Here is an 18,065-nt window from a genome sequence, read left to right as displayed (position 1 = left end):
AATTATGGCGCCTCTGTTAGGTTGGTACTTTGTTTCTTACGTTTTGCTAAATTGGTCAGAATTAAGTAACCCACAATAGCAATTAACACTGTGTTACCAGCGGCAATAATACAAAGTTGCATGAATACTTTACTAAAAGGTTCGGCGTATAAAATGGTATCTAAAAAAGCGGAAGTACCATAGCCAATAACATTACCAGCAAATGCTAATGCGACAAATATAATGAAATCTTTCTTATCAAAAAATCCAGCTTCAATGCGGTTTTTAGTAATAATAGGGAATAAACCGATGATCATACCTACAATACCTGAGCCTAAAACCCACGTTAACCAAACCCCCCATCCTGCAAATAAATCTGTTACCCAATGGCCAATAAAACCAACTAAGAATCCAACAATTGGCCCGTATAGTACAGAGAATAGCGCAAGTACAGCCATCGCTGGTTTTAATGTTGTATTCGCAAAAACAGGAATACCAAACATAGGTAAGCCACCGATGCCATACAGAGCCGCACCAATAGCAATAACAACAACAGTTTTAGCAGAAAGGTTCATAATGTTCGCCTTGAAGCAAAAATGATATATAAGAAGAAAGGCGCGCATTATACAGTAACTTAGTTGGTTTGGAAATGTTTACATCTAGACGTCTAATTCTAATCTGATCAAGTAGTTGCTCAAATAATTACTTTAAGAACATTGATTAAAATAAAGCATAAATTGAGTCAAAAATAAGTCTATTTATGTCAATTTAACAACGCAACTAAGCTGTATGCTATCTAAACAAATACCTATTAATATTTTTTATAAAAAAAAGGCTCATCATTTCTGATGAGCCTTCTTAAAAGATGGTGCCCCGGGCCGGACTTGAACCGGCACAGCGCGAACGCCGAGGGATTTTAAATCCCTTGTGTCTACCAATTCCACCACCAGGGCACGCAATTTAATGCGATGCTTCTAACCATGTTCTCTATTGAAAGAGAGGCTGACACCATCTGTAATTACCGCCTAAGCCGTAACTTTTAATTCTTTATACATTTACTAAAATGTAAATGGAGGCGCCTCCCGGAATCGAACCGAGGTTCACGGATTTGCAATCCGCTGCATAGCCACTCTGCCAAGGCGCCAATTTTATTTACCTTTATCAATTCAACGTTAATCGTTGAATAAATAGATGGTGCCCCGGGCCGGACTTGAACCGGCACAGCGCGAACGCCGAGGGATTTTAAATCCCTTGTGTCTACCAATTCCACCACCAGGGCACGCAATTTAATGCGATGCTTCTAACCATGTTCTCTATTAAAAGAGAGGCTGACACCATCTGTAATTACCGCCTAGGCCGTAATTTTTAATTCTATTTATAATAAGGAAATGGAGGCGCCTCCCGGAATCGAACCGAGGTTCACGGATTTGCAATCCGCTGCATAGCCACTCTGCCAAGGCGCCATCTCTCTTACGGGGCTTAATGTAACTGATTTAAAAAAAGTGTCAAATAAAAAATTGTATTTAACACTTCGTTTGTAGACTTTATCACCAATAGATAGAAAAATCAGTTAAGATGTTGAAAAAACGATCTATTTAGGACGCCAAACTTTAATTTCTGATTGCGGTTTGCCTTGCTCTTTACGATCATTTCGTCGCTTAGGTGTCGATTTACCGAAACGCTCTTCTTTTGCTTTTTCTCTGCGTTTTTCATTAAAGCTATTATTTGAATGATGATTACGGCCTGAGCTCGCTTTTTTAATCACTCTTACTTTTCCATCAATTTCTTGAACTTTACGTGATGCTTCTTCTGTTTTACTCGATGTACCAATCATATTATTAATTTGATCCATTTCTGAATCAGTTAAATAACGCCACTCTCCAGATTGCAACTCACCTAAATCAATATTCATAATTCGAACGCGCTTTAATTTAAATACTTCATAATCTAAATATTCACACATACGACGAATTTGGCGATTTAATCCTTGAGTTAACGTAATTCTAAATACAAAGCGAGATTCTTGCTCTATCTTACAAGGCAGCGTTACGGTATCTAAAATCGGTACACCCGCAGCCATTTTTGTTAAAAAATCATCCGTAATTGGTTTATCAACTCGAACTACATATTCTTTTTCATGAGCATTACCAGCGCGCAAGATTTTATTAACAATATCACCATCACTGGTCAAAAAGATTAAACCATCAGAAGGTTTATCTAATCGTCCAATAGGAAAAATACGTTGCTTATGATTAATATAGTCAACGATATTACCTTCAACATGACGCTCAGTCGTACATGTAATACCTACTGGCTTATTGAATGCAATATAAATGCGCTCTTGCTTCTCTTTTAATGGTTTTCCATCAACCAGAACTTCATCACCTTCTGCAACTTTAGTTCCCATCTCTGGAACCTTGCCATTAATGGTAATACGTTGTTGATCAATAAGCTTGTCTGCTTCTCTACGTGAGCAATAACCCGTATCACTGATGAATTTATTTAAACGAGTTAATTTAGGTTCTGGTGATGTCATGATGTACCTCTAAAAAGTGAACAGCCGCAGTGTATCAGAAACGGATAAATATCCAATAAAAAAGCACCTTAAACCAACGTCTAAGGTGCTTCATACTTACTGGTATTTAACCGTGCCTATTTGACGTCTGTTGTTACATTAACTTCCGTTGGCGATGTTGCTGCATTTGTTTTTGCTGAAATATCGACATTTTCTGTCTTCACAACTTCAACATTAGTAGGTTCAGACTCAACAACCGGCGTTTCTTGAGTCGCTTCTGAAGATTCAACTATCGCTGCAGTTTCTTCTTTTTCTACAGAATTGTTCAATACTAGAGCTTCTTTTACCGCTAAAGTATCTGTTTTCGCAAGCTCTTCTTTTTCTTTATAAGACGCAATAACTGCATTTAAGTTATTAATCAAATTGTCATTTCTTTCAAGCTGTTGGGTTAGCACTAACACTTGCTTTTGAACATCAGCATGATTTTCTGTTTGATTTTCAACTGTCACTTCTAAAGTTTTAATTTGAACGTTCAAATCTTTAATCTTAGCTTCTAAATCAGCAGTATTATTAACGTCATGCATTTGCTGAACGGCATCTAAAATCGAAGATGTTTGTGATCTTAATGGTTGGTCACGGTAATCATCACCATTAATCGCTTGTGAAATAGATAATAATTTATTTTCTACTTCTAAAACAGATTGCTCAAATTGACCATTTTTAACAGCTTTCAATAATTTAACTTCCGCAGCCATATTTTTAAGATGATCAAGTTGGAATCGAGTTTTAGCTACAGCATCAACAATTAATGCTTGATCGCGATTATTTGCTTGAACCGCTTTTTTCGTTTTATCTAATTCTGCTTTCGTTTGACCATAACTAATTGGCGCGATCGCTTTAAAACCTTTATTCGTTAATCCTGAGAATTCCTTCTCTAATGGAGTCACGTATATTTTTAGTGTGGCTTTAATTTCGGTTACTTTAGCTTTAGTTAAGAAAGAAGCCTGATTAGTTTGCGCTTCTGCAATACCATCCTCAATGACAGATACAAACAATGCTTTGTATTGTGAATGTAAACTTGAAAATTCTTGTGGATAATACACATTAACGTCAATTGAAGTCATGTATGCCATTTGTGCAATAGCGTTAGATAACACAACATCTGCTGTTTCTTTATAATTCTTAAGTTTATTTAACTCATTATCGGCGGCAGAAACTAACTCCGTGTATTTAGCAGAATACGTTCCAGACGAAAACATTGAATATTCTTCATTAATTAAACCGGGTTCTTTTTCTATTTCAGCAAAGATCTCTTTTGCTTCAACCCAATCTTCCATCATTGCAGTATAGGTCGTTTCAGAATAAATGTTGAAATTTTCTACCGAATCAAAAGTCATCTTATCTAGTAAATACTGCTTCTGAAGTGCATCAAAAGTTGATACTGAAGGCGCTGTAGAGTTTGTTTCTGCCGCCGTAGTTACAGAAGCATTATCTGTACTTTGACAACCGGCGATACCAACTAACGCAGAGGCAACCACTGCCATTTTAAAAAATTGTTTCATTTCTAACCTATAATAATTTTATTTGAATAGACAAGTGCAAAGCACTCCTACGTTATATTTTATTATAAAAAACAATTAAAAGCACAATTTCTTATTAATGAGTCACCATTTAAATTGACAACTATAGAAACAAAAAAACCACTCAATAATGAGTGGTTCAATTTAGATTTTTTGACGATAATCAATGACTATCAATCACCAGCAAACATATAGCCTTCACCATGCACTGTAACAAAGATTTGTGGGTTTTTAGGGTCCATTTCCATCTTCGCACGCATTCTTCTAATCAAGACATCAATCGTTCTATCATTAGGTGCATCTACACGATGGCTGATCATATTCAAAATACGCTCACGTGATAAAACCGTATTCGGGTATGAAGATAACGCCACTAATAATTCATATTCAGCTTTAGTTAATTTAACTGGCTCGCCATTATTTGATAATGCACGGCGCTGGATATCAAATGTCCATTCACCAAAGCGAACCACATTTGATTCATCCAATTCAATGGGTTCATTAACTAAAGACATACGCCAAAACAAGTTCTTAACTCGAACCAATAATTCACGTAATTCTACAGGTTTAGTGACATAATCATCTGCACCCATTTCTAAACCAACAATGCGGTCAATACTATCTGTTCGTCCTGTAACGAGAATAATACCAATGTTAGATTGACTGCGCAGTTCGCGAGCCAACAATAAACCATCCTCTCCTGGTAGGTTTATATCAAGCATAATTAAATCAACTTTTTGTTCAGCCAAAATAGTTCGCATTTCTGCCCCTGTTTCAGCCTCGCTCACTTGATATCCCTCGGCTTCAAAGTAGCCTACAAGTTTAGAGCGAGTTACCACTTCGTCTTCAACAACTAAAATGTGATAGCTCATAATATTCTCTTTTAATGGTTATTTGGATAGTTCTTATCTTATTCTATTCATATTCTGTAATAATGCCAATTCTCAATTGATATTTCTGTATTTTAATTGATTCAAAACAATTATTAATAAAAATTGAGATTTAATCTTTACACATATCTTTATACACCCTGTTAATGATAGGTGCTATTCCTTTTCATACTTATCCAGTACAATTCTTAAATAAATTTCTTGGAGCAAAGATACATGAACGAATTAACTGCATTTAACGAACAACGCGCTGAAATTTACTGGTGGTTGTCAAGTTTATTAGCCAATGAATTAACAACAGAACAGCTAGAGCAATATAATAGCTTTGAAGTTCGTACTTTCTTATCTGATTTAGGAAAAACACCTGAGTTAACGACATCGATAAATGAATTGATTGAAAAGTTAAATCAACTTCAAGCTCGTGATGATGCTCAACTTGAGTTATCTGCCGATTTTTGTCAGGCATTTTTAGGTTCAGATAAAAACAGTGCTCTACCGTATGCATCAATCTATTTAGATAAATCAGGCCTTCTTAATGCAAAACCAGCTCAAGATATGCGTGAATTACTAGAAAAGTACAAGATTGCTCAAAAATCTGAATTCAATGAACCTGCTGATCATATTGCTATTGAATTAGATTTTCTTGGTAATTTAATTCTAATGACAAATCAGCAAACTTCTGAAGAAGATTTTGAAGCTTATATGAGCGCCCAACTTTCTTTTATTAATACACAGTTATTATCTTGGACTCCAAAATTCAGCCATATTTGTAAAGAAAGAGATGAATTTGGTTTCTATGCGGCTGTAACCGCTTTTCTTGTAACCTTTTTACAACTTGACGTTACTTTCCTTACAGGCGAGTAATCTATCATTTATATATTGGTACAATATTCTTACAGGCGTGTGATATAAATCAAACCGTTAACAAAATTAATTAAATCACTAATTGTTTGCACTATGCTTTACCTATAAAATGTGAACGCAAACGATAAAATTTGATCATTAAATGAAAACCGCATTTTTGGCGGTTTTTTTCATTTATAACCAGGGCCTATTTATCTTCCATCATACTCACATAATGTAACACTCAATTTTGTTGGAACATAAATAGCCCCTTATTTACCTATTAAGGCTCTTATATGGCTACTATTAAAGACGTTGCAAAACTTGCTGCTGTTTCTACCACCACCGTTTCTCATGTAATTAATAAAACTCGTTTTGTTGCAGAAGCAACCCAAAAACGTGTATGGGAAGCTGTTGAGGAGCTGAACTATGCACCTAGTGCCGTTGCTCGTAGTTTAAAATGTAATACAACACGCACGATTGGCATGTTAGTAACACAATCTTTCAACCCATTTTTTGCAGAGGTTATGCATGGTGTTGAAAACTATTGTTACAAGCAAGGTTACACTTTATTTATGTGTAATACTGAAGGTGATCTAGATAAGCAAAAACATTATCTTCGTATGCTTTCAGAAAAGCGTGTTGATGGCCTATTAGTGATGTGTTCAGACCTTAATGAACAATTATTAGCATTGCTTGAAAAAAATACAGAGTTACCGATGGTTATTATGGACTGGGGCCCAGATAGCCCGCGAACAGATAAAATCATTGATAACTCAGAAAAAGGCGGTTACCTCGCAACAAAACACTTAATTGAAAATGGCCATGACAAAATTGCTTGCATTACAGGTCAATTAGATAAATTAACTTGTAAAGAACGTGTTCGTGGATTTGAGCGTGCTTTAGCTGAATCAAACTTAACATCTAAACCTGAATGGATTTTAGAAGGTGACTTCGAGTGTGCTTCAGCATCAAAAGCCGTAGATAAAGTGTTAGCGATGAAAGAACGCCCAACAGCGCTATTTTGTTTTAACGATATCATGGCATTGGCAGCAATAAGTAAAATTCAACAAGCTGGCTTAAAAGTACCTGAAGATATCTCAGTAATAGGCTACGACAATATTGAATTGTCTGCGTATTTCTCTCCACCGCTGACAACGATTCACCAACCTAAACGACGTGTTGGTAAAACAGCGGTAGAAATTTTATTAGAGCGAATTAAAGATAAACACCATGAACGCCGTATTTTTGAAATGCAGCCTGAAGTTGTTTCGCGCAGCAGCGTATCAAATAGAGCCAAATAGCCTTTATTCACTAATTAAAATACGAGTTGGTTCAATTTACATGTAAAACTTGAACCAACTTAACAAAAATAAATGATCATTTTTTGAAGCAACATCACACTATGATCAATTGTGCAACAACTCTTGCTATTGATTGCTATATCATCAGCAAGGTCACGAACAGGGCAAACTGTACGAAAGTGCAGGACGCAAAGCTTCCGGCCTACGTATTTATATAAGGTAGCGGGGTTGCCGACAGTAAGTATTCTCTCACAGTATTGTTAATTTTTACTTTAAAATAACAATACCTTACTTTGAACTTGCTACCATTTCCTCGGGCTCAGTTGTTTAGTGACATAGACTTACTAACCGAGAATTATTGCAATGGATAAACCAGTACTAAAAGAATCACTTCGTTTACTTTCATCTTTAGGTAAGATCACTTCACGTTCAATGTTTGGTGGTTTTGGCATTTTTATTGATAGCACTATGTTCGCTCTTGTTGTTCAAGATAAACTTCATTTGAGAGCTAGTGATGAGACTATCAATTTATTTAAAGAGCAAGGGTTTGAACCTTACGTTTATAAAAAACGAGGTTTTCCTGTTGTAACTAAATACTTTGCAATTTCAGCTGAATGTTGGGAAGAGCCTGACTCAATCTTAATTCAAGCCGTTATTGCTTTGGATGTCGCTAAAAAAGATAAAAAGAAACAACAAACAGCGGGACCTTCTCGTATCAAAGATTTACCAAATCTAAGATTAGCAACGGAAAGAATGCTTAAAAAAGCAGGCATCAATACTGTTGAAGAGTTGCGAACCACTGGTGCAGTCAATGCTTATAAAGCGATTCAACAAACGCACTCAAGTAGTGTAAGTGATGAATTGCTTTGGTCGCTTGAAGGAGCAATCAAAGGAACACATTGGTCTGTTGTATCTGCAGAAACACGTAGTGAATTAAGAAAACAATTATAAACTAAGTGTTAATCTATACGTCTTAATCTTATGTGCATTAAAGCATAAGATTAAGGCGTTACTTCCTTCTGCTAATCAACAGGCTCATCATCTACTTGCATCATAAAGTCGGTTACCCAACCAATTAATAAGATCATTAGCCAAGAGACCATAATAGACGTTGGTACTTCAAATTTTGGTGATATGATTAATGTACTAAATCCTATCACAGGTAAAAGCCAAGACATCATCGGGAGCCAGTCTTTATATTTTGAACGCCCTACACTTTGTAAACATACGATAAGACCAGTAATAGATAATGCAACAAGCGCGGCATGTTGTAAGCCTCCAATCCATAGAGGTATCACTAAAACTAATGGCCACCATGCGTTACTATTTACAGGTTTCCAACTCCTAACTGCCACCCACACAAGTACAACACTAATAATTTGAACCAATGTCGAATATGCACTCCCTGCTAGTTTTCCTTCATATTGTAATGCCATTATTCCAGCTTCCATCGCTATAACAACAGAAACAATAAAAACCACTAAATGAATACTTTTACGTCGAGAAAATATAACCATTAATAATGGAAATAGAGTCCAAACAGCAATAGAAAGCGACAACGGTTGAGAAGAATCTAACGTTAAGCCAAACAATGACATTCCCACCAGTAACACCCAAGTAGCCACACCACCTTGAGGAACAAGCCAAAGCATAGGGATAGCCAAAGCCAATAAAGGTAATTGGCCATCACTAACACCAAATGCCAATACACCAACAACAACAAGAACAAAACTTAATAAAATCGATAACACAGCTAATAACATCACCTTCCCTCCTTGGTACAGAGTTGTTTACTTTGTTACTATTTCAGTTTAGCGGCAATAACTTGCTTTATCACTGACCAATCTCTCTTTTCTAAAATAAGGCCGTTAATTCAATGAATGAATTTATACAGAGCATCTATACAAATTTACACTATGTTCCAAAAGGACGCGTTATTACTTATGGGCAACTTGCAAAATTAGCCGGGTTTCCTAACCATTCTCGCCATGTAGGAAAGACATTGGCGAAATTACCCAAAGACAGTAAATTGCCTTGGTATCGAGTGGTTAATTCTCAAGGAAAGATTTCATTGCAGGGTGAGCAATTTAAAGTACAAAAAGGAAAACTCGAGGAGGAAGGTATTATCATTCGTGAAGATGGGAAAATTTTACATTTTAAAAAAGTAGTTATGCCTTAAAGCACAACTACTTTTTTATACAAGGTTCATCAATCTTATTGACGAACACCCTTAAGTAATAAATCTTGTTGCATTGTTTTTTCTTGATCAGTGATCACTGTGTAGCTTGTATCGGTAGTGAAACGTAATTTACCATCAATCTTAATTGTTGCACGAACTGCATATGTATGATTTGGTTGAATATCTGCCGTATTAAACGTTAAAGAATAATCAAATGGCGATGATTTTTCACCCGCTTCAAATGTTTCTTCTGTAATTGTTTTTGATGGAGCATCAGCCAAAGAAACATCTGATAACGTTACAGTAATAACTGCGTTTGCAGGTAGAGCGATACGCTCACGGTAGCCAACACTGCCCGTCACTACTTGCGTTTCAGCAACTTCAATAACTTCTGTATTTGCAGCATCACTTTGAGCTACATCTTCTTGTACAACTACTTCTTGTTTTACTGTTTCTTTTTCAGCTTTATCCGTTGAATTGCAGCCAACCATTGTGATCCCTGTAGCCACAGATAACGCCACTAATAATGATTTTTTCATTTTATTCTCTCTTTATTTATATATTCTGATAAAAACGCCATAAATATAAACCTAATATATTGAGCTGTCTTGTTATCGACTTCATCTTTGACAGAAAACTAACTCAATCACAGTAAAATCACACGGTCCTGATGTTATTTTGACCCAATTAACATCCTGTTTAACTTATTGAACTCAACCTGAATCTACCTCACAATAGAGTAATAACGTCATAAGCATTTAAGGCACAAAAATGAATAAACCATTAAACGAATTATTAACCCTTTTACAGCTCGAACAATTAGAGCAAGGCTTATTCAGAGGGCAAAGTGAGAATTTAGGATTACCCCAAGTTTATGGCGGTCAAGTTATTGGACAAGCACTCTCAGCCGCTCGTTATACCGTTGATAACGCAAGAACAGTACACTCTTTTCATAGCTACTTTTTATATCCAGGCGATCCTGAAAAAGCCATCATTTATGACGTTGAAAATCTCCGTGATGGCAGAAGTTTTAGTACTCGTCGCGTAAAAGCGATTCAAAATGGGCGCCCTATTTTCTATTTAACGGCTTCGTACCATGGTGATGAGCCCGGATTTGAACATCAATCAGCAATGCCTGATATTGCTGGGCCAGAAAACTTTGCTTCAGAAACACAACTTGCAGAAGCGATTAAACATGTTTTGCCACCAGCGGTTCAAAAGATTTTCTGTGGTGAGAAACCAATTGAAGTTCGTCCTGTAAATATAGTTAACCCACTTGCTCCTAAAAAAGCGGCACCAACACAACATTTATGGATAAGAGCAAATGGGGATTTACCTGATGATCAGCTAATTCATCAATATCTATTAGCATACGCTTCTGATTGGGGTTTTTTACCAACAGCACTTCACCCACATGAAGTCAGCTTATTAACGCCTAATTTCCAAGTAGCGACAATTGATCACTCAATGTGGTTCCACCGCCCATTCAAAATGGATGAGTGGTTGCTTTACTCTATTGAAAGTACCAATGCGAGTGGCTCACGCGGTTTGGTCCGTGGTGAAGTATTTAATCAAAAAGGTGAACTCGTTGCTTCTGCAATACAAGAAGGCGTAATGAGAATGAAAAATAAATAAATGACAAACAATGCAGGCCTAAAATAGTGGCCTGCATTGTTGATATTAAGCTATAGAGGCAATTCCGTCGTGTACTTTAATGGCTCCATAGCAAAAGTACTGGTTACATTAGATATTCCATCAATGCTATTTACTAGTTTTTTGTAAAACCCATCAAACGATTTCATATCTTCTGCAAGCACTTTCATCATGTAATCATATTCTCCGGCCATTCTGTAAAACTCCATAACTTCAGGAAAATCAGAGACCGTATCAACAAATCGGTTATACCATTCTTGTGAATGATTCGATGTTTTGATCAATACAAACGCATTAAAGCTGAGTCCTAGCTTTTCAGGGTTAAGTAAAGCGACTTTCTTTTCAATCACCCCTTCTTCTTCTAAGCGTTTTAATCGCTTCCAACACGGTGTTGTCGTTAAGTTAACTGCCTCAGCCAACTCTTGAAGTGAAATAGTACAATCTTTTTGTAATAACAAAAGTAAAGTTTTATCCACCTTATCTAGTTCATGCTTTCCCATAAAAACCTCAAAATAGAAAAATATTCTCTTTAAATGCGAATACACAGTAAATATAGCAAAGTTTTTCTCATTAGATAACGGTAAATTATTCACATCGCTACTACTATTTACATTGACCGAATTTAAGGAAAGTAATTATGTGTACAGATCATAACTGGATTAATAACGCGATTCGTAAAATTGAAGCAGATTACCAACGTTCTGCAGACACACACCTTATTAAACTTGATTTGCCAATGCTTGATGGTATCGACGTATATTTAAAAGATGAAAGTACTCACCCAACGGGATCTCTTAAACACCGATTGGCTCGTTCACTTTTCCTTTATGCTATTTCAAATGGATGGATAGGTCCAAATACACCAATCATTGAATCATCCTCTGGTAGTACTGCAGTATCCGAAGCCTATTTTGCACGTTTACTTGGCTTGCCGTTTATTGCTGTCGTTCCTCGTAAAACCGCGAGTAAAAAAATTGAGATGATCAATTTTTATGGGGGAAAAGCTCATTTTGTAGAACGTTCAGATGAAATTTATGCTGAATCTCGTCGACTTGCGGAAGAGTTAAATGGTCACTATATGGATCAATTTACGTATGCAGAGCGAGCAACAGATTGGCGTGGAAATAACAATATTGCAGACAGTATTTTTAATCAAATGCAATTAGAAGATAACCCTGAACCAACATGGATAGTAATGAGTCCGGGGACAGGCGGCACATCAGCTACCATTGGTCGATTTATTCGCTACCAAAAATACGATACAAAATTATGTGTTGTTGACCCTGAAAATTCAGTATTTCATGACTATTTCAAAACCGGAAATAAAGAGCTTACCTTAGAGTGTGGAAGCAGAATCGAAGGTATTGGTCGTCCTCGCGTAGAGCCAAGCTTCATTCCCGGAGTTATCGATGAAATGCGCACTATTTCTGATATTGCCAGTGTTGCAACGGCTCGTTGGTTAGAAAGCATACTTGGTAGAAAAGCAGGCGCCTCAACAGGAACCAATTTATTCGGAGCACTGCAACTCGCTTGTGAAATGCAACAACAAGGAGAGAAAGGGTCTATTGTTACATTATTATGTGATAGTGGGGAAAGATACCTTGATACTTATTATGACGATGAATGGGTTGCCAGCAACATCGGAGATTTAACCCCAGCTCTAGCTCAACTGGCTAAGTTTGAAAAAACAGGTCAATTATAAACAGAATCGAATAATAACGTCTCACTAGGACTAAAACCTACGTATTATAAAAAACAATACGAATAGGTTACATTATAAAGCCATCGATCATCGGTGGCTTTTTTATTACAATAGCGAATAAATAATCCTACTGAGATTCATTACCTTATGTCTACTGCAATTGTTGTATTTAGTGGCGGCCAAGACTCCACGACCTGTTTAATTCAAGCTTTGACTCAATATGACCATGTTCATTGCATTACTTTTGATTACGGCCAGCGCCATAATCAAGAAATTGAAGTTGCTAAAAAAGTCGCTCTTGAACTAGGCGCGGCCTCTCACAAAGTAATGGATGTAGGTCTTTTGAATGAACTGGCTGTCAGCTCATTAACTCGCGACAACATTCCAGTTTCTCATGAACTTCAAGAAAATGGCCTTCCTAACTCTTTTGTTCCTGGCCGTAATATTCTTTTCTTAACTCTAGCAGGTATTTACGCTTACCAATTAGGTGCAGAGTCAGTAATTACTGGCGTTTGTGAGACAGATTTCTCTGGCTACCCTGATTGTCGTGATGAGTTCGTAAAATCGATCAACCAATCTCTTGTATTAGGTATGGATCGTAAACTTCGTATTGATACCCCATTAATGTGGCTAAACAAAGCTGAAACGTGGGCGCTAGCTGATAAGTATGGCAAATTAGATTATGTACGTAATCAAACATTAACGTGTTATAACGGCGTTATTGGCGATGGCTGTGGTGATTGTCCATCATGTGACTTGCGTAAGAATGGTTTAGACGACTACTTAGACAATAAAGACGCTGTAATGGTTGATTTAATCTCTAAGATTTAAAACAAACTTACCTTATTTTAAGGTTAATTTCGTTTAAGTTAAAAATTAAAAAGCGCCCATCTTCAATAATTAAGATAGGCGCTTTTCTTTTAGTTAAGATACAAACTTAATGCGAAACACGACCTTTAATATCATGATCTAATTCTTTATTCAGAAGCTCTTCGACATAGCCCGGTGAATGCGTACTACCAGAAATCAATCGATACATTGCAGGTATAACAAATAGCGTTACTAACGTCGCAAATGCCATACCAAAGAAAATCACTGTACCTACTGCCACTCGGCTTTCATAACCAGCACCTGTCGACATAATCAACGGAATAGCACCCGCTAATGTCGTAAATGCCGTCATTAAGATAGGACGTAAACGACGAGCTGATGCATCTACAATCGCTTGCTCTAACTCAACCCCTTTATCACGTAATTGATTAGCGAACTCAACAATCAAGATCCCATTCTTAGTAACCATACCAATTAACATGATCATACCAATCTGGCTGTAAATATTTAGACCCTGCCCCATAATCACTAAACCAAGAAATCCACCAAATACACCCATTGGTACGGTAAACATCACAACCATAGGATTGATAAAGCTTTCAAATTGAGCCGCTAATACAAGATAGGCAACCAGTAACGCTAAACCAAATACCACTAAAATACTTGATTGGTTTTCTTTAAAGTCTTTTGATTCACCAGTATAAGCAACTGATATATCACTTGGGAGGATTTCAATTGCCTTGGCATCAAGATAATCCAATGCATCTCCTAACGTCGCACCCTCTTTTAAATTTGCAGTTAACGTGATCGATTTTTGTTTATTGGTGTGTGACAAACGAATCGCTGACGCAACTTCGTTGATTTTAGTTACCGTATCTAAAGTAACGAGATCACCTGTCGCAGTTCTCATGTAAATCTGACTTAAATCAGCTGCATTATTAAAGCTATTTTCATCACCACGCAAATACACGTCATACTCTTCACCACGATCGACATACGTTGTCTCGCTTTTACCACCAAGCATAATTTCAAGCGTATCAGAAATATCAGAAATTTTAATACCCAACTCTGCCGCACGATTACGATCAACAGAAACAACTAACTCAGGTGTTTTCTCTGAATAATTAATATCCGCCCCTTCCATTAATGGGCTATTATTAGCATCTGCTTTTAATAGTTCACCCCACTTTTGAAGCTCTTTATAATCAGATCCGCCTAGAACAAATTGTACTGGTTCACTCGACCCACCTCGGAAACCGGGCATCATAGGGAAAACTCGAGCATCGGGGATATCCGCCAAGGTCTTACGTATCATATTAAGACCTTCTTGTGCTGTTAGTTCTCTATCAGCCCAATCTTCTAAGATCATAATAACAAAACCCGTTTGGTCCCCTGCATTACCGCCAAAAGCTGGAGATTGAATGCTGAATGATTTTAAGAACCCTTTACCAAGAAGAGGCATTAATCGCTCTTCAACAATATCCATGTTCGCACTCATTCGGTTGTAACTGGTTGCATCTGCACCACGAACAAACGCAAACAGTACGCCACGGTCTTCTTGAGGTGTTAATTGTGATGGAACTTGCTGCATTAAACCGTAACTACCGCCAATACACGCTAAGATAATCACAGGAGCTAATAAACGCCATGCCACCGCTTTAGATACCGATTTACGGTAACCACGCTCAAGACTTGCAAATAGTTTATCTACAAACAAATTAAAGCGATTTGGTTTTACATTGGCTTTTAAAATCTTACTGCCTAATACAGGCGTCAACGTCAATGCAATCAAAGAAGAGAACAAGACTGACATCGCAAGCAAGACAGAAAATTCAGTAAATAACAGACCTACCATACCATCCATAAATGAGATTGGTAAAAATACCATTACCAGAACTAAGGTCGTTGCTATTACAGCAAAGCCCACTTCTCTTGTACCTTTATAGGCAGCTAAAAGCGGTGACTCTCCTTTTTCTAAGTGATGGAAAATATTTTCAACCACCACAATGGCATCATCAACCACTAAACCAATCGACAAGATCAATGCCATCAAGGTAATAAGGTTTATCGAGAATCCAAAGTAGTACGCCGCCATGAAAGAGGAAATCAAAGAGACAGGAACCGTAACGGCAGGAATTAATGTTGCACGAGCTTGGCCAATAAAGATATACAACACCAAAATAACCAAACCACCGGTAATAAAGAGTGTGCTGTAAACTTCTGAAATTGAACGATCAATAAAAACGGTAGAATCATAATCAATCGCTAAACGAGTACCTTCAGGTAGAAACTGTTGAATCTTCTCTACTTCTTCATGAACTAAATTCGCAACATCTAATGGGTTAGCATCAGATTGTGGAACAATGCCCATACTTACATTAACAACACCATCACTTTTAAAGGTCGAATTTTCGTTTTCAGCACCAATGAACACATCAGCGACATCTTTTAGATAAATTGATGTTCCATCGCTGGCGGTTTTGACAACAAGATAATTAAAGTCTTCTGCTTGGTTGTAGAGACGCTCGGTTCGAACTGACATAACGATAGCGTCATTACGCACCTCACCACCCGGGCTTTCTATATTTTCAGAACGCAGCGCGGCGGTAATATCAGATGCTGTAACACCGCGACCCGCCATGAGGTCTGGTTTCAGTTTCACGTACATAACTTTGTAAAGACCACCCGAAATATCAACCGAGCTTACACCGGTAATCAAACTAAATCGGTCAACCAAGACACGCTCGGTGTAATCAGTTAGTTCTGTACGATCCATTACACTTGAACTTAAGTTAATGTATAGCGACGCTTCACCAGACCCATTATTCTTAAAAACGATCGGATCATCAGCTTCATCAGGGAGACTTCGTTGAGCACGAGCAACGGCATCACGAACATCACTGACCCCTGTATTTAAGTCGTAACCCAAATCAAAGGTAATCGTAATACGAGACATACTGTTACGCGTGGTTGATTCAATCTCATCAATACCACTAATACCAGACAGTTGGTCTTCCAATACTGTCGTTATTTGGCTTTCAATAATCGTCGCCGATGCACCTTCATAACGAGTACTGATTGATACTACTGGGCTTTCAATATCAGGCATTTCACGTACAGCAAGTTTACTAAATGAAACTGCACCAAACACACACAACAACAAACTTAAAACAATGGCAACGACTGGCCTTTTTACTGATACATCAGACAACCACATGATTATTGTCCTTCTGCAACAGGTTGAGCCGTAGATATTGACTCCTGCTCAAGCTGTTTTACAACCACGCCATCACGCATATTCACTAATCCTTGAACAACGATATCTTGACCAATAGACAAGCCCGTATTAATGACAACACGGTTTTCTACACGAGCACCAAGAGTTACTTCTGTTCTCGTAACTTTATTATCTTCGCCAATGACATAAACATAACGTTTAGTACCAGAATACTCTAATGCTTGAACTGGAATGATTGGAGCATTAATCGCAGGAAAATCTAACGTTGCCGCCATCAACATACCAGGCTTCATCTTTAGATCTTTATTTGGAAATTCAATACGAATACGTAAATTCAACGTTTCGGCGTTAATACGGGAATCAACACCAACCACTTCACCTGAGAATACCGTTGCACCCCACGCTTGGCTTGTCGCCTCGACGGTCATTCCTGTCGATAACATAGATAGATAACGCTCAGGGATTTGTAAATCTAACTGCATTATAGATAGATTATCTAATGTCAGTAGCTCCGTTCCTACACTAACCATTTTTCCACGACTAAAATCGATAAAGCCAACCGTACCAGCAAAAGGCGCTGAAATATGAAGATCAGCTAAATTTGCATTGGCTGCCTCTAAGCGTGCTTCTGCAATATCCACACTTGCTTTTTGACCATCAATTTCAGTTTGAGTAATCGCGTTCTTTTTTGCTAAACGTTGAAATTCTTTTAGCTTGCGTTTTTCATCATTTAAATACGCACGTGCTTCTTTTATGGCTGCACTGGCCTTATCATCATTTAATTGAATTAAGAGCTGGCCCTTCTTTACCTCTTGATTCGCTTTTATAGCAATACGGTCAATTTTTCCAGAAACCTCCGGAGATATAATGACAGACTCTGCTGCCTCTAGCTTACCAATAAGGGATAAAGACTGAGAGATCTCATGCGTTGCAACTTCTTCAGCCACAACAGCAACCACTTGATTTCCTCTTGGTTTCTTAGCATAAGAAGGTGTTGATAAAGTGCATGCCAGTAAAACCGAAAGAGCAATAGACTTAGTTTGATTCATATTGATACTTATTATTTGAATTATTAAAATTACTTACTGACTATAGTTTACCAAGTGAAAGTACTTTTGTTCGTCAATGAATGTAAAGATGACGCAATAAACTGTAAAAACAATTACTTCTGTATGACTCATTTTAAATTAATTTGTTCAAAAACGGTGATTTTTACTCCTTTTTGACGAAAAACCAATCATTTAAACCAAAAAACAAAGAAAAGTACTTTACAGGTAAACGAAGTTTGCTATTATTCGCTCCGCACTTGGCAAGGTCGTTGGGAAAACTCTAGCTAAGTATAAAAATCTCT

16 protein-coding genes, 4 tRNA genes and 1 riboswitch are annotated in these 18,065 nt (G+C 37.3%); of the genes, 7 read left to right on the top strand and 13 right to left on the bottom strand.

Annotation, left to right across the window (positions count from 1 at the left end; genetic code table 11):
* Nucleotides 1-2 precede the first annotated feature (2 nt).
* From BTO23_RS03590 to torR, 8 genes are all read right to left on the bottom strand, one after another.
* The gene (locus tag BTO23_RS03590; protein ID WP_060991283.1) at nt 3-554 is read right to left on the bottom strand and encodes an ECF-type riboflavin transporter substrate-binding protein; all 552 of its coding nucleotides are present in this window, start codon (nt 552-554) and stop codon (nt 3-5) included.
* Between the two features lie 291 nt (nt 555-845).
* Nucleotides 846-932, bottom strand: a tRNA-Leu gene (locus BTO23_RS03585).
* Nucleotides 933-1,049: 117 nt separating this feature from the next.
* Nucleotides 1,050-1,123 (bottom strand) — tRNA-Cys (locus BTO23_RS03580).
* Between the two features lie 48 nt (nt 1,124-1,171).
* Nucleotides 1,172-1,258, bottom strand: a tRNA-Leu gene (locus tag BTO23_RS03575).
* A gap of 110 nt (nt 1,259-1,368) precedes the next feature.
* A tRNA-Cys gene (locus BTO23_RS03570) sits at nt 1,369-1,442 on the bottom strand.
* A gap of 128 nt (nt 1,443-1,570) precedes the next feature.
* Nucleotides 1,571-2,515, bottom strand: coding sequence for a 23S rRNA pseudouridine(2604) synthase RluF (gene rluF / locus BTO23_RS03565; RefSeq protein WP_060991284.1), 945 nt, complete (start codon nt 2,513-2,515; stop codon nt 1,571-1,573).
* A 116-nt stretch (nt 2,516-2,631) separates the two neighbouring features.
* Nucleotides 2,632-4,056, bottom strand: coding sequence for a hypothetical protein (locus BTO23_RS03560; RefSeq protein ID WP_245922073.1), 1,425 nt, complete (start codon nt 4,054-4,056; stop codon nt 2,632-2,634).
* A gap of 191 nt (nt 4,057-4,247) precedes the next feature.
* The gene (torR, locus tag BTO23_RS03555; protein ID WP_060991286.1) at nt 4,248-4,946 is read right to left on the bottom strand and encodes a two-component system response regulator TorR; all 699 of its coding nucleotides are present in this window, start codon (nt 4,944-4,946) and stop codon (nt 4,248-4,250) included.
* 234 nt (nt 4,947-5,180) lie between these two features.
* On the opposite strand from torR, the gene torD reads away from it, so the two are divergent.
* The 3 genes from torD to BTO23_RS03540 all read left to right on the top strand — a co-directional run bounded on the left by torD (nt 5,181) and on the right by BTO23_RS03540 (nt 8,062).
* On the top strand, nt 5,181-5,828 hold the full coding sequence (gene torD / locus BTO23_RS03550; RefSeq protein ID WP_060991287.1) for a molecular chaperone TorD: 648 nt from the start codon (nt 5,181-5,183) through the stop codon (nt 5,826-5,828).
* Between the two features lie 275 nt (nt 5,829-6,103).
* Nucleotides 6,104-7,111, top strand: coding sequence for an HTH-type transcriptional repressor PurR (gene purR, locus BTO23_RS03545; RefSeq protein ID WP_060991288.1), 1,008 nt, complete (start codon nt 6,104-6,106; stop codon nt 7,109-7,111).
* Between the two features lie 153 nt (nt 7,112-7,264).
* Nucleotides 7,265-7,347: riboswitch (cyclic di-GMP riboswitch) on the top strand.
* 127 nt (nt 7,348-7,474) lie between these two features.
* Complete coding sequence (locus BTO23_RS03540; RefSeq protein ID WP_060991289.1) at nt 7,475-8,062, top strand: TfoX/Sxy family DNA transformation protein; 588 nt, start codon at nt 7,475-7,477, stop codon at nt 8,060-8,062.
* 71 nt (nt 8,063-8,133) lie between these two features.
* On the opposite strand, the gene BTO23_RS03535 is transcribed toward BTO23_RS03540, so the two are convergent.
* Complete coding sequence (locus tag BTO23_RS03535; protein ID WP_060991290.1) at nt 8,134-8,874, bottom strand: VP0952 family biofilm-associated protein; 741 nt, start codon at nt 8,872-8,874, stop codon at nt 8,134-8,136.
* Between the two features lie 113 nt (nt 8,875-8,987).
* On the opposite strand from BTO23_RS03535, the gene BTO23_RS03530 reads away from it, so the two are divergent.
* Complete coding sequence (locus BTO23_RS03530; RefSeq protein ID WP_060991291.1) at nt 8,988-9,290, top strand: MGMT family protein; 303 nt, start codon at nt 8,988-8,990, stop codon at nt 9,288-9,290.
* A gap of 35 nt (nt 9,291-9,325) precedes the next feature.
* Here BTO23_RS03530 and BTO23_RS03525 read toward each other — a convergent pair whose 3' ends face one another.
* Nucleotides 9,326-9,829, bottom strand: coding sequence for a YbaY family lipoprotein (locus tag BTO23_RS03525; protein WP_060991292.1), 504 nt, complete (start codon nt 9,827-9,829; stop codon nt 9,326-9,328).
* Between the two features lie 232 nt (nt 9,830-10,061).
* On the opposite strand from BTO23_RS03525, the gene tesB reads away from it, so the two are divergent.
* Nucleotides 10,062-10,925 (top strand): acyl-CoA thioesterase II, encoded by an 864-nt coding sequence (tesB, locus tag BTO23_RS03520; RefSeq protein WP_060991293.1) that lies wholly within the window; start codon nt 10,062-10,064, stop codon nt 10,923-10,925.
* Between the two features lie 50 nt (nt 10,926-10,975).
* Here the strand turns inward: tesB and BTO23_RS03515 are convergent, their stop codons facing one another.
* The gene (locus tag BTO23_RS03515) at nt 10,976-11,443 is read right to left on the bottom strand and encodes an Lrp/AsnC family transcriptional regulator (RefSeq protein WP_060991294.1); all 468 of its coding nucleotides are present in this window, start codon (nt 11,441-11,443) and stop codon (nt 10,976-10,978) included.
* Nucleotides 11,444-11,580: 137 nt separating this feature from the next.
* On the opposite strand from BTO23_RS03515, the gene BTO23_RS03510 reads away from it, so the two are divergent.
* Nucleotides 11,581-12,645, top strand: coding sequence for a PLP-dependent cysteine synthase family protein (locus tag BTO23_RS03510; protein ID WP_060991295.1), 1,065 nt, complete (start codon nt 11,581-11,583; stop codon nt 12,643-12,645).
* Between the two features lie 147 nt (nt 12,646-12,792).
* Nucleotides 12,793-13,476 (top strand): 7-cyano-7-deazaguanine synthase QueC, encoded by a 684-nt coding sequence (gene queC, locus BTO23_RS03505; RefSeq protein ID WP_060991296.1) that lies wholly within the window; start codon nt 12,793-12,795, stop codon nt 13,474-13,476.
* A gap of 106 nt (nt 13,477-13,582) precedes the next feature.
* Here the strand turns inward: queC and vexH are convergent, their stop codons facing one another.
* Nucleotides 13,583-16,693, bottom strand: coding sequence for a vibriobactin export RND transporter permease subunit VexH (gene vexH / locus BTO23_RS03500; RefSeq protein WP_060991297.1), 3,111 nt, complete (start codon nt 16,691-16,693; stop codon nt 13,583-13,585).
* A 2-nt stretch (nt 16,694-16,695) separates the two neighbouring features.
* Entirely contained in the window at nt 16,696-17,763 is a 1,068-nt protein-coding gene (locus BTO23_RS03495; protein WP_105062955.1) for an efflux RND transporter periplasmic adaptor subunit, read from the bottom strand.
* Nucleotides 17,764-18,065 lie beyond the last annotated feature (302 nt).

Source organism: Aliivibrio sifiae (genome assembly GCF_002954715.1).
Lineage (GTDB): Bacteria > Pseudomonadota > Gammaproteobacteria > Enterobacterales > Vibrionaceae > Aliivibrio > Aliivibrio sifiae.
The sequence above is the reverse complement of the archived record's forward strand: the minus strand, read 5'-3'. Positions and strand labels throughout refer to the sequence as shown.

Coding starts and splice junctions, on each gene's coding strand:
- torR (WP_060991286.1), bottom strand. CDS start 4,946: ATGAGCTATCACATTTTAGTTGTTGAAGACGAAGTGGTAACTCGCTCT.
- BTO23_RS03525 (WP_060991292.1), bottom strand. CDS start 9,829: ATGAAAAAATCATTATTAGTGGCGTTATCTGTGGCTACAGGGATCACA.
- queC (WP_060991296.1), top strand. CDS start 12,793: ATGTCTACTGCAATTGTTGTATTTAGTGGCGGCCAAGACTCCACGACC.
- vexH (WP_060991297.1), bottom strand. CDS start 16,693: ATGTGGTTGTCTGATGTATCAGTAAAAAGGCCAGTCGTTGCCATTGTT.
- BTO23_RS03540 (WP_060991289.1), top strand. CDS start 7,475: ATGGATAAACCAGTACTAAAAGAATCACTTCGTTTACTTTCATCTTTA.
- BTO23_RS03495 (WP_105062955.1), bottom strand. CDS start 17,763: ATGAATCAAACTAAGTCTATTGCTCTTTCGGTTTTACTGGCATGCACT.
- BTO23_RS03530 (WP_060991291.1), top strand. CDS start 8,988: ATGAATGAATTTATACAGAGCATCTATACAAATTTACACTATGTTCCA.
- BTO23_RS03535 (WP_060991290.1), bottom strand. CDS start 8,874: ATGTTATTAGCTGTGTTATCGATTTTATTAAGTTTTGTTCTTGTTGTT.
- tesB (WP_060991293.1), top strand. CDS start 10,062: ATGAATAAACCATTAAACGAATTATTAACCCTTTTACAGCTCGAACAA.
- BTO23_RS03515 (WP_060991294.1), bottom strand. CDS start 11,443: ATGGGAAAGCATGAACTAGATAAGGTGGATAAAACTTTACTTTTGTTA.
- BTO23_RS03510 (WP_060991295.1), top strand. CDS start 11,581: ATGTGTACAGATCATAACTGGATTAATAACGCGATTCGTAAAATTGAA.
- BTO23_RS03560 (WP_245922073.1), bottom strand. CDS start 4,056: ATGAAACAATTTTTTAAAATGGCAGTGGTTGCCTCTGCGTTAGTTGGT.
- BTO23_RS03590 (WP_060991283.1), bottom strand. CDS start 554: ATGAACCTTTCTGCTAAAACTGTTGTTGTTATTGCTATTGGTGCGGCT.
- purR (WP_060991288.1), top strand. CDS start 6,104: ATGGCTACTATTAAAGACGTTGCAAAACTTGCTGCTGTTTCTACCACC.
- torD (WP_060991287.1), top strand. CDS start 5,181: ATGAACGAATTAACTGCATTTAACGAACAACGCGCTGAAATTTACTGG.
- rluF (WP_060991284.1), bottom strand. CDS start 2,515: ATGACATCACCAGAACCTAAATTAACTCGTTTAAATAAATTCATCAGT.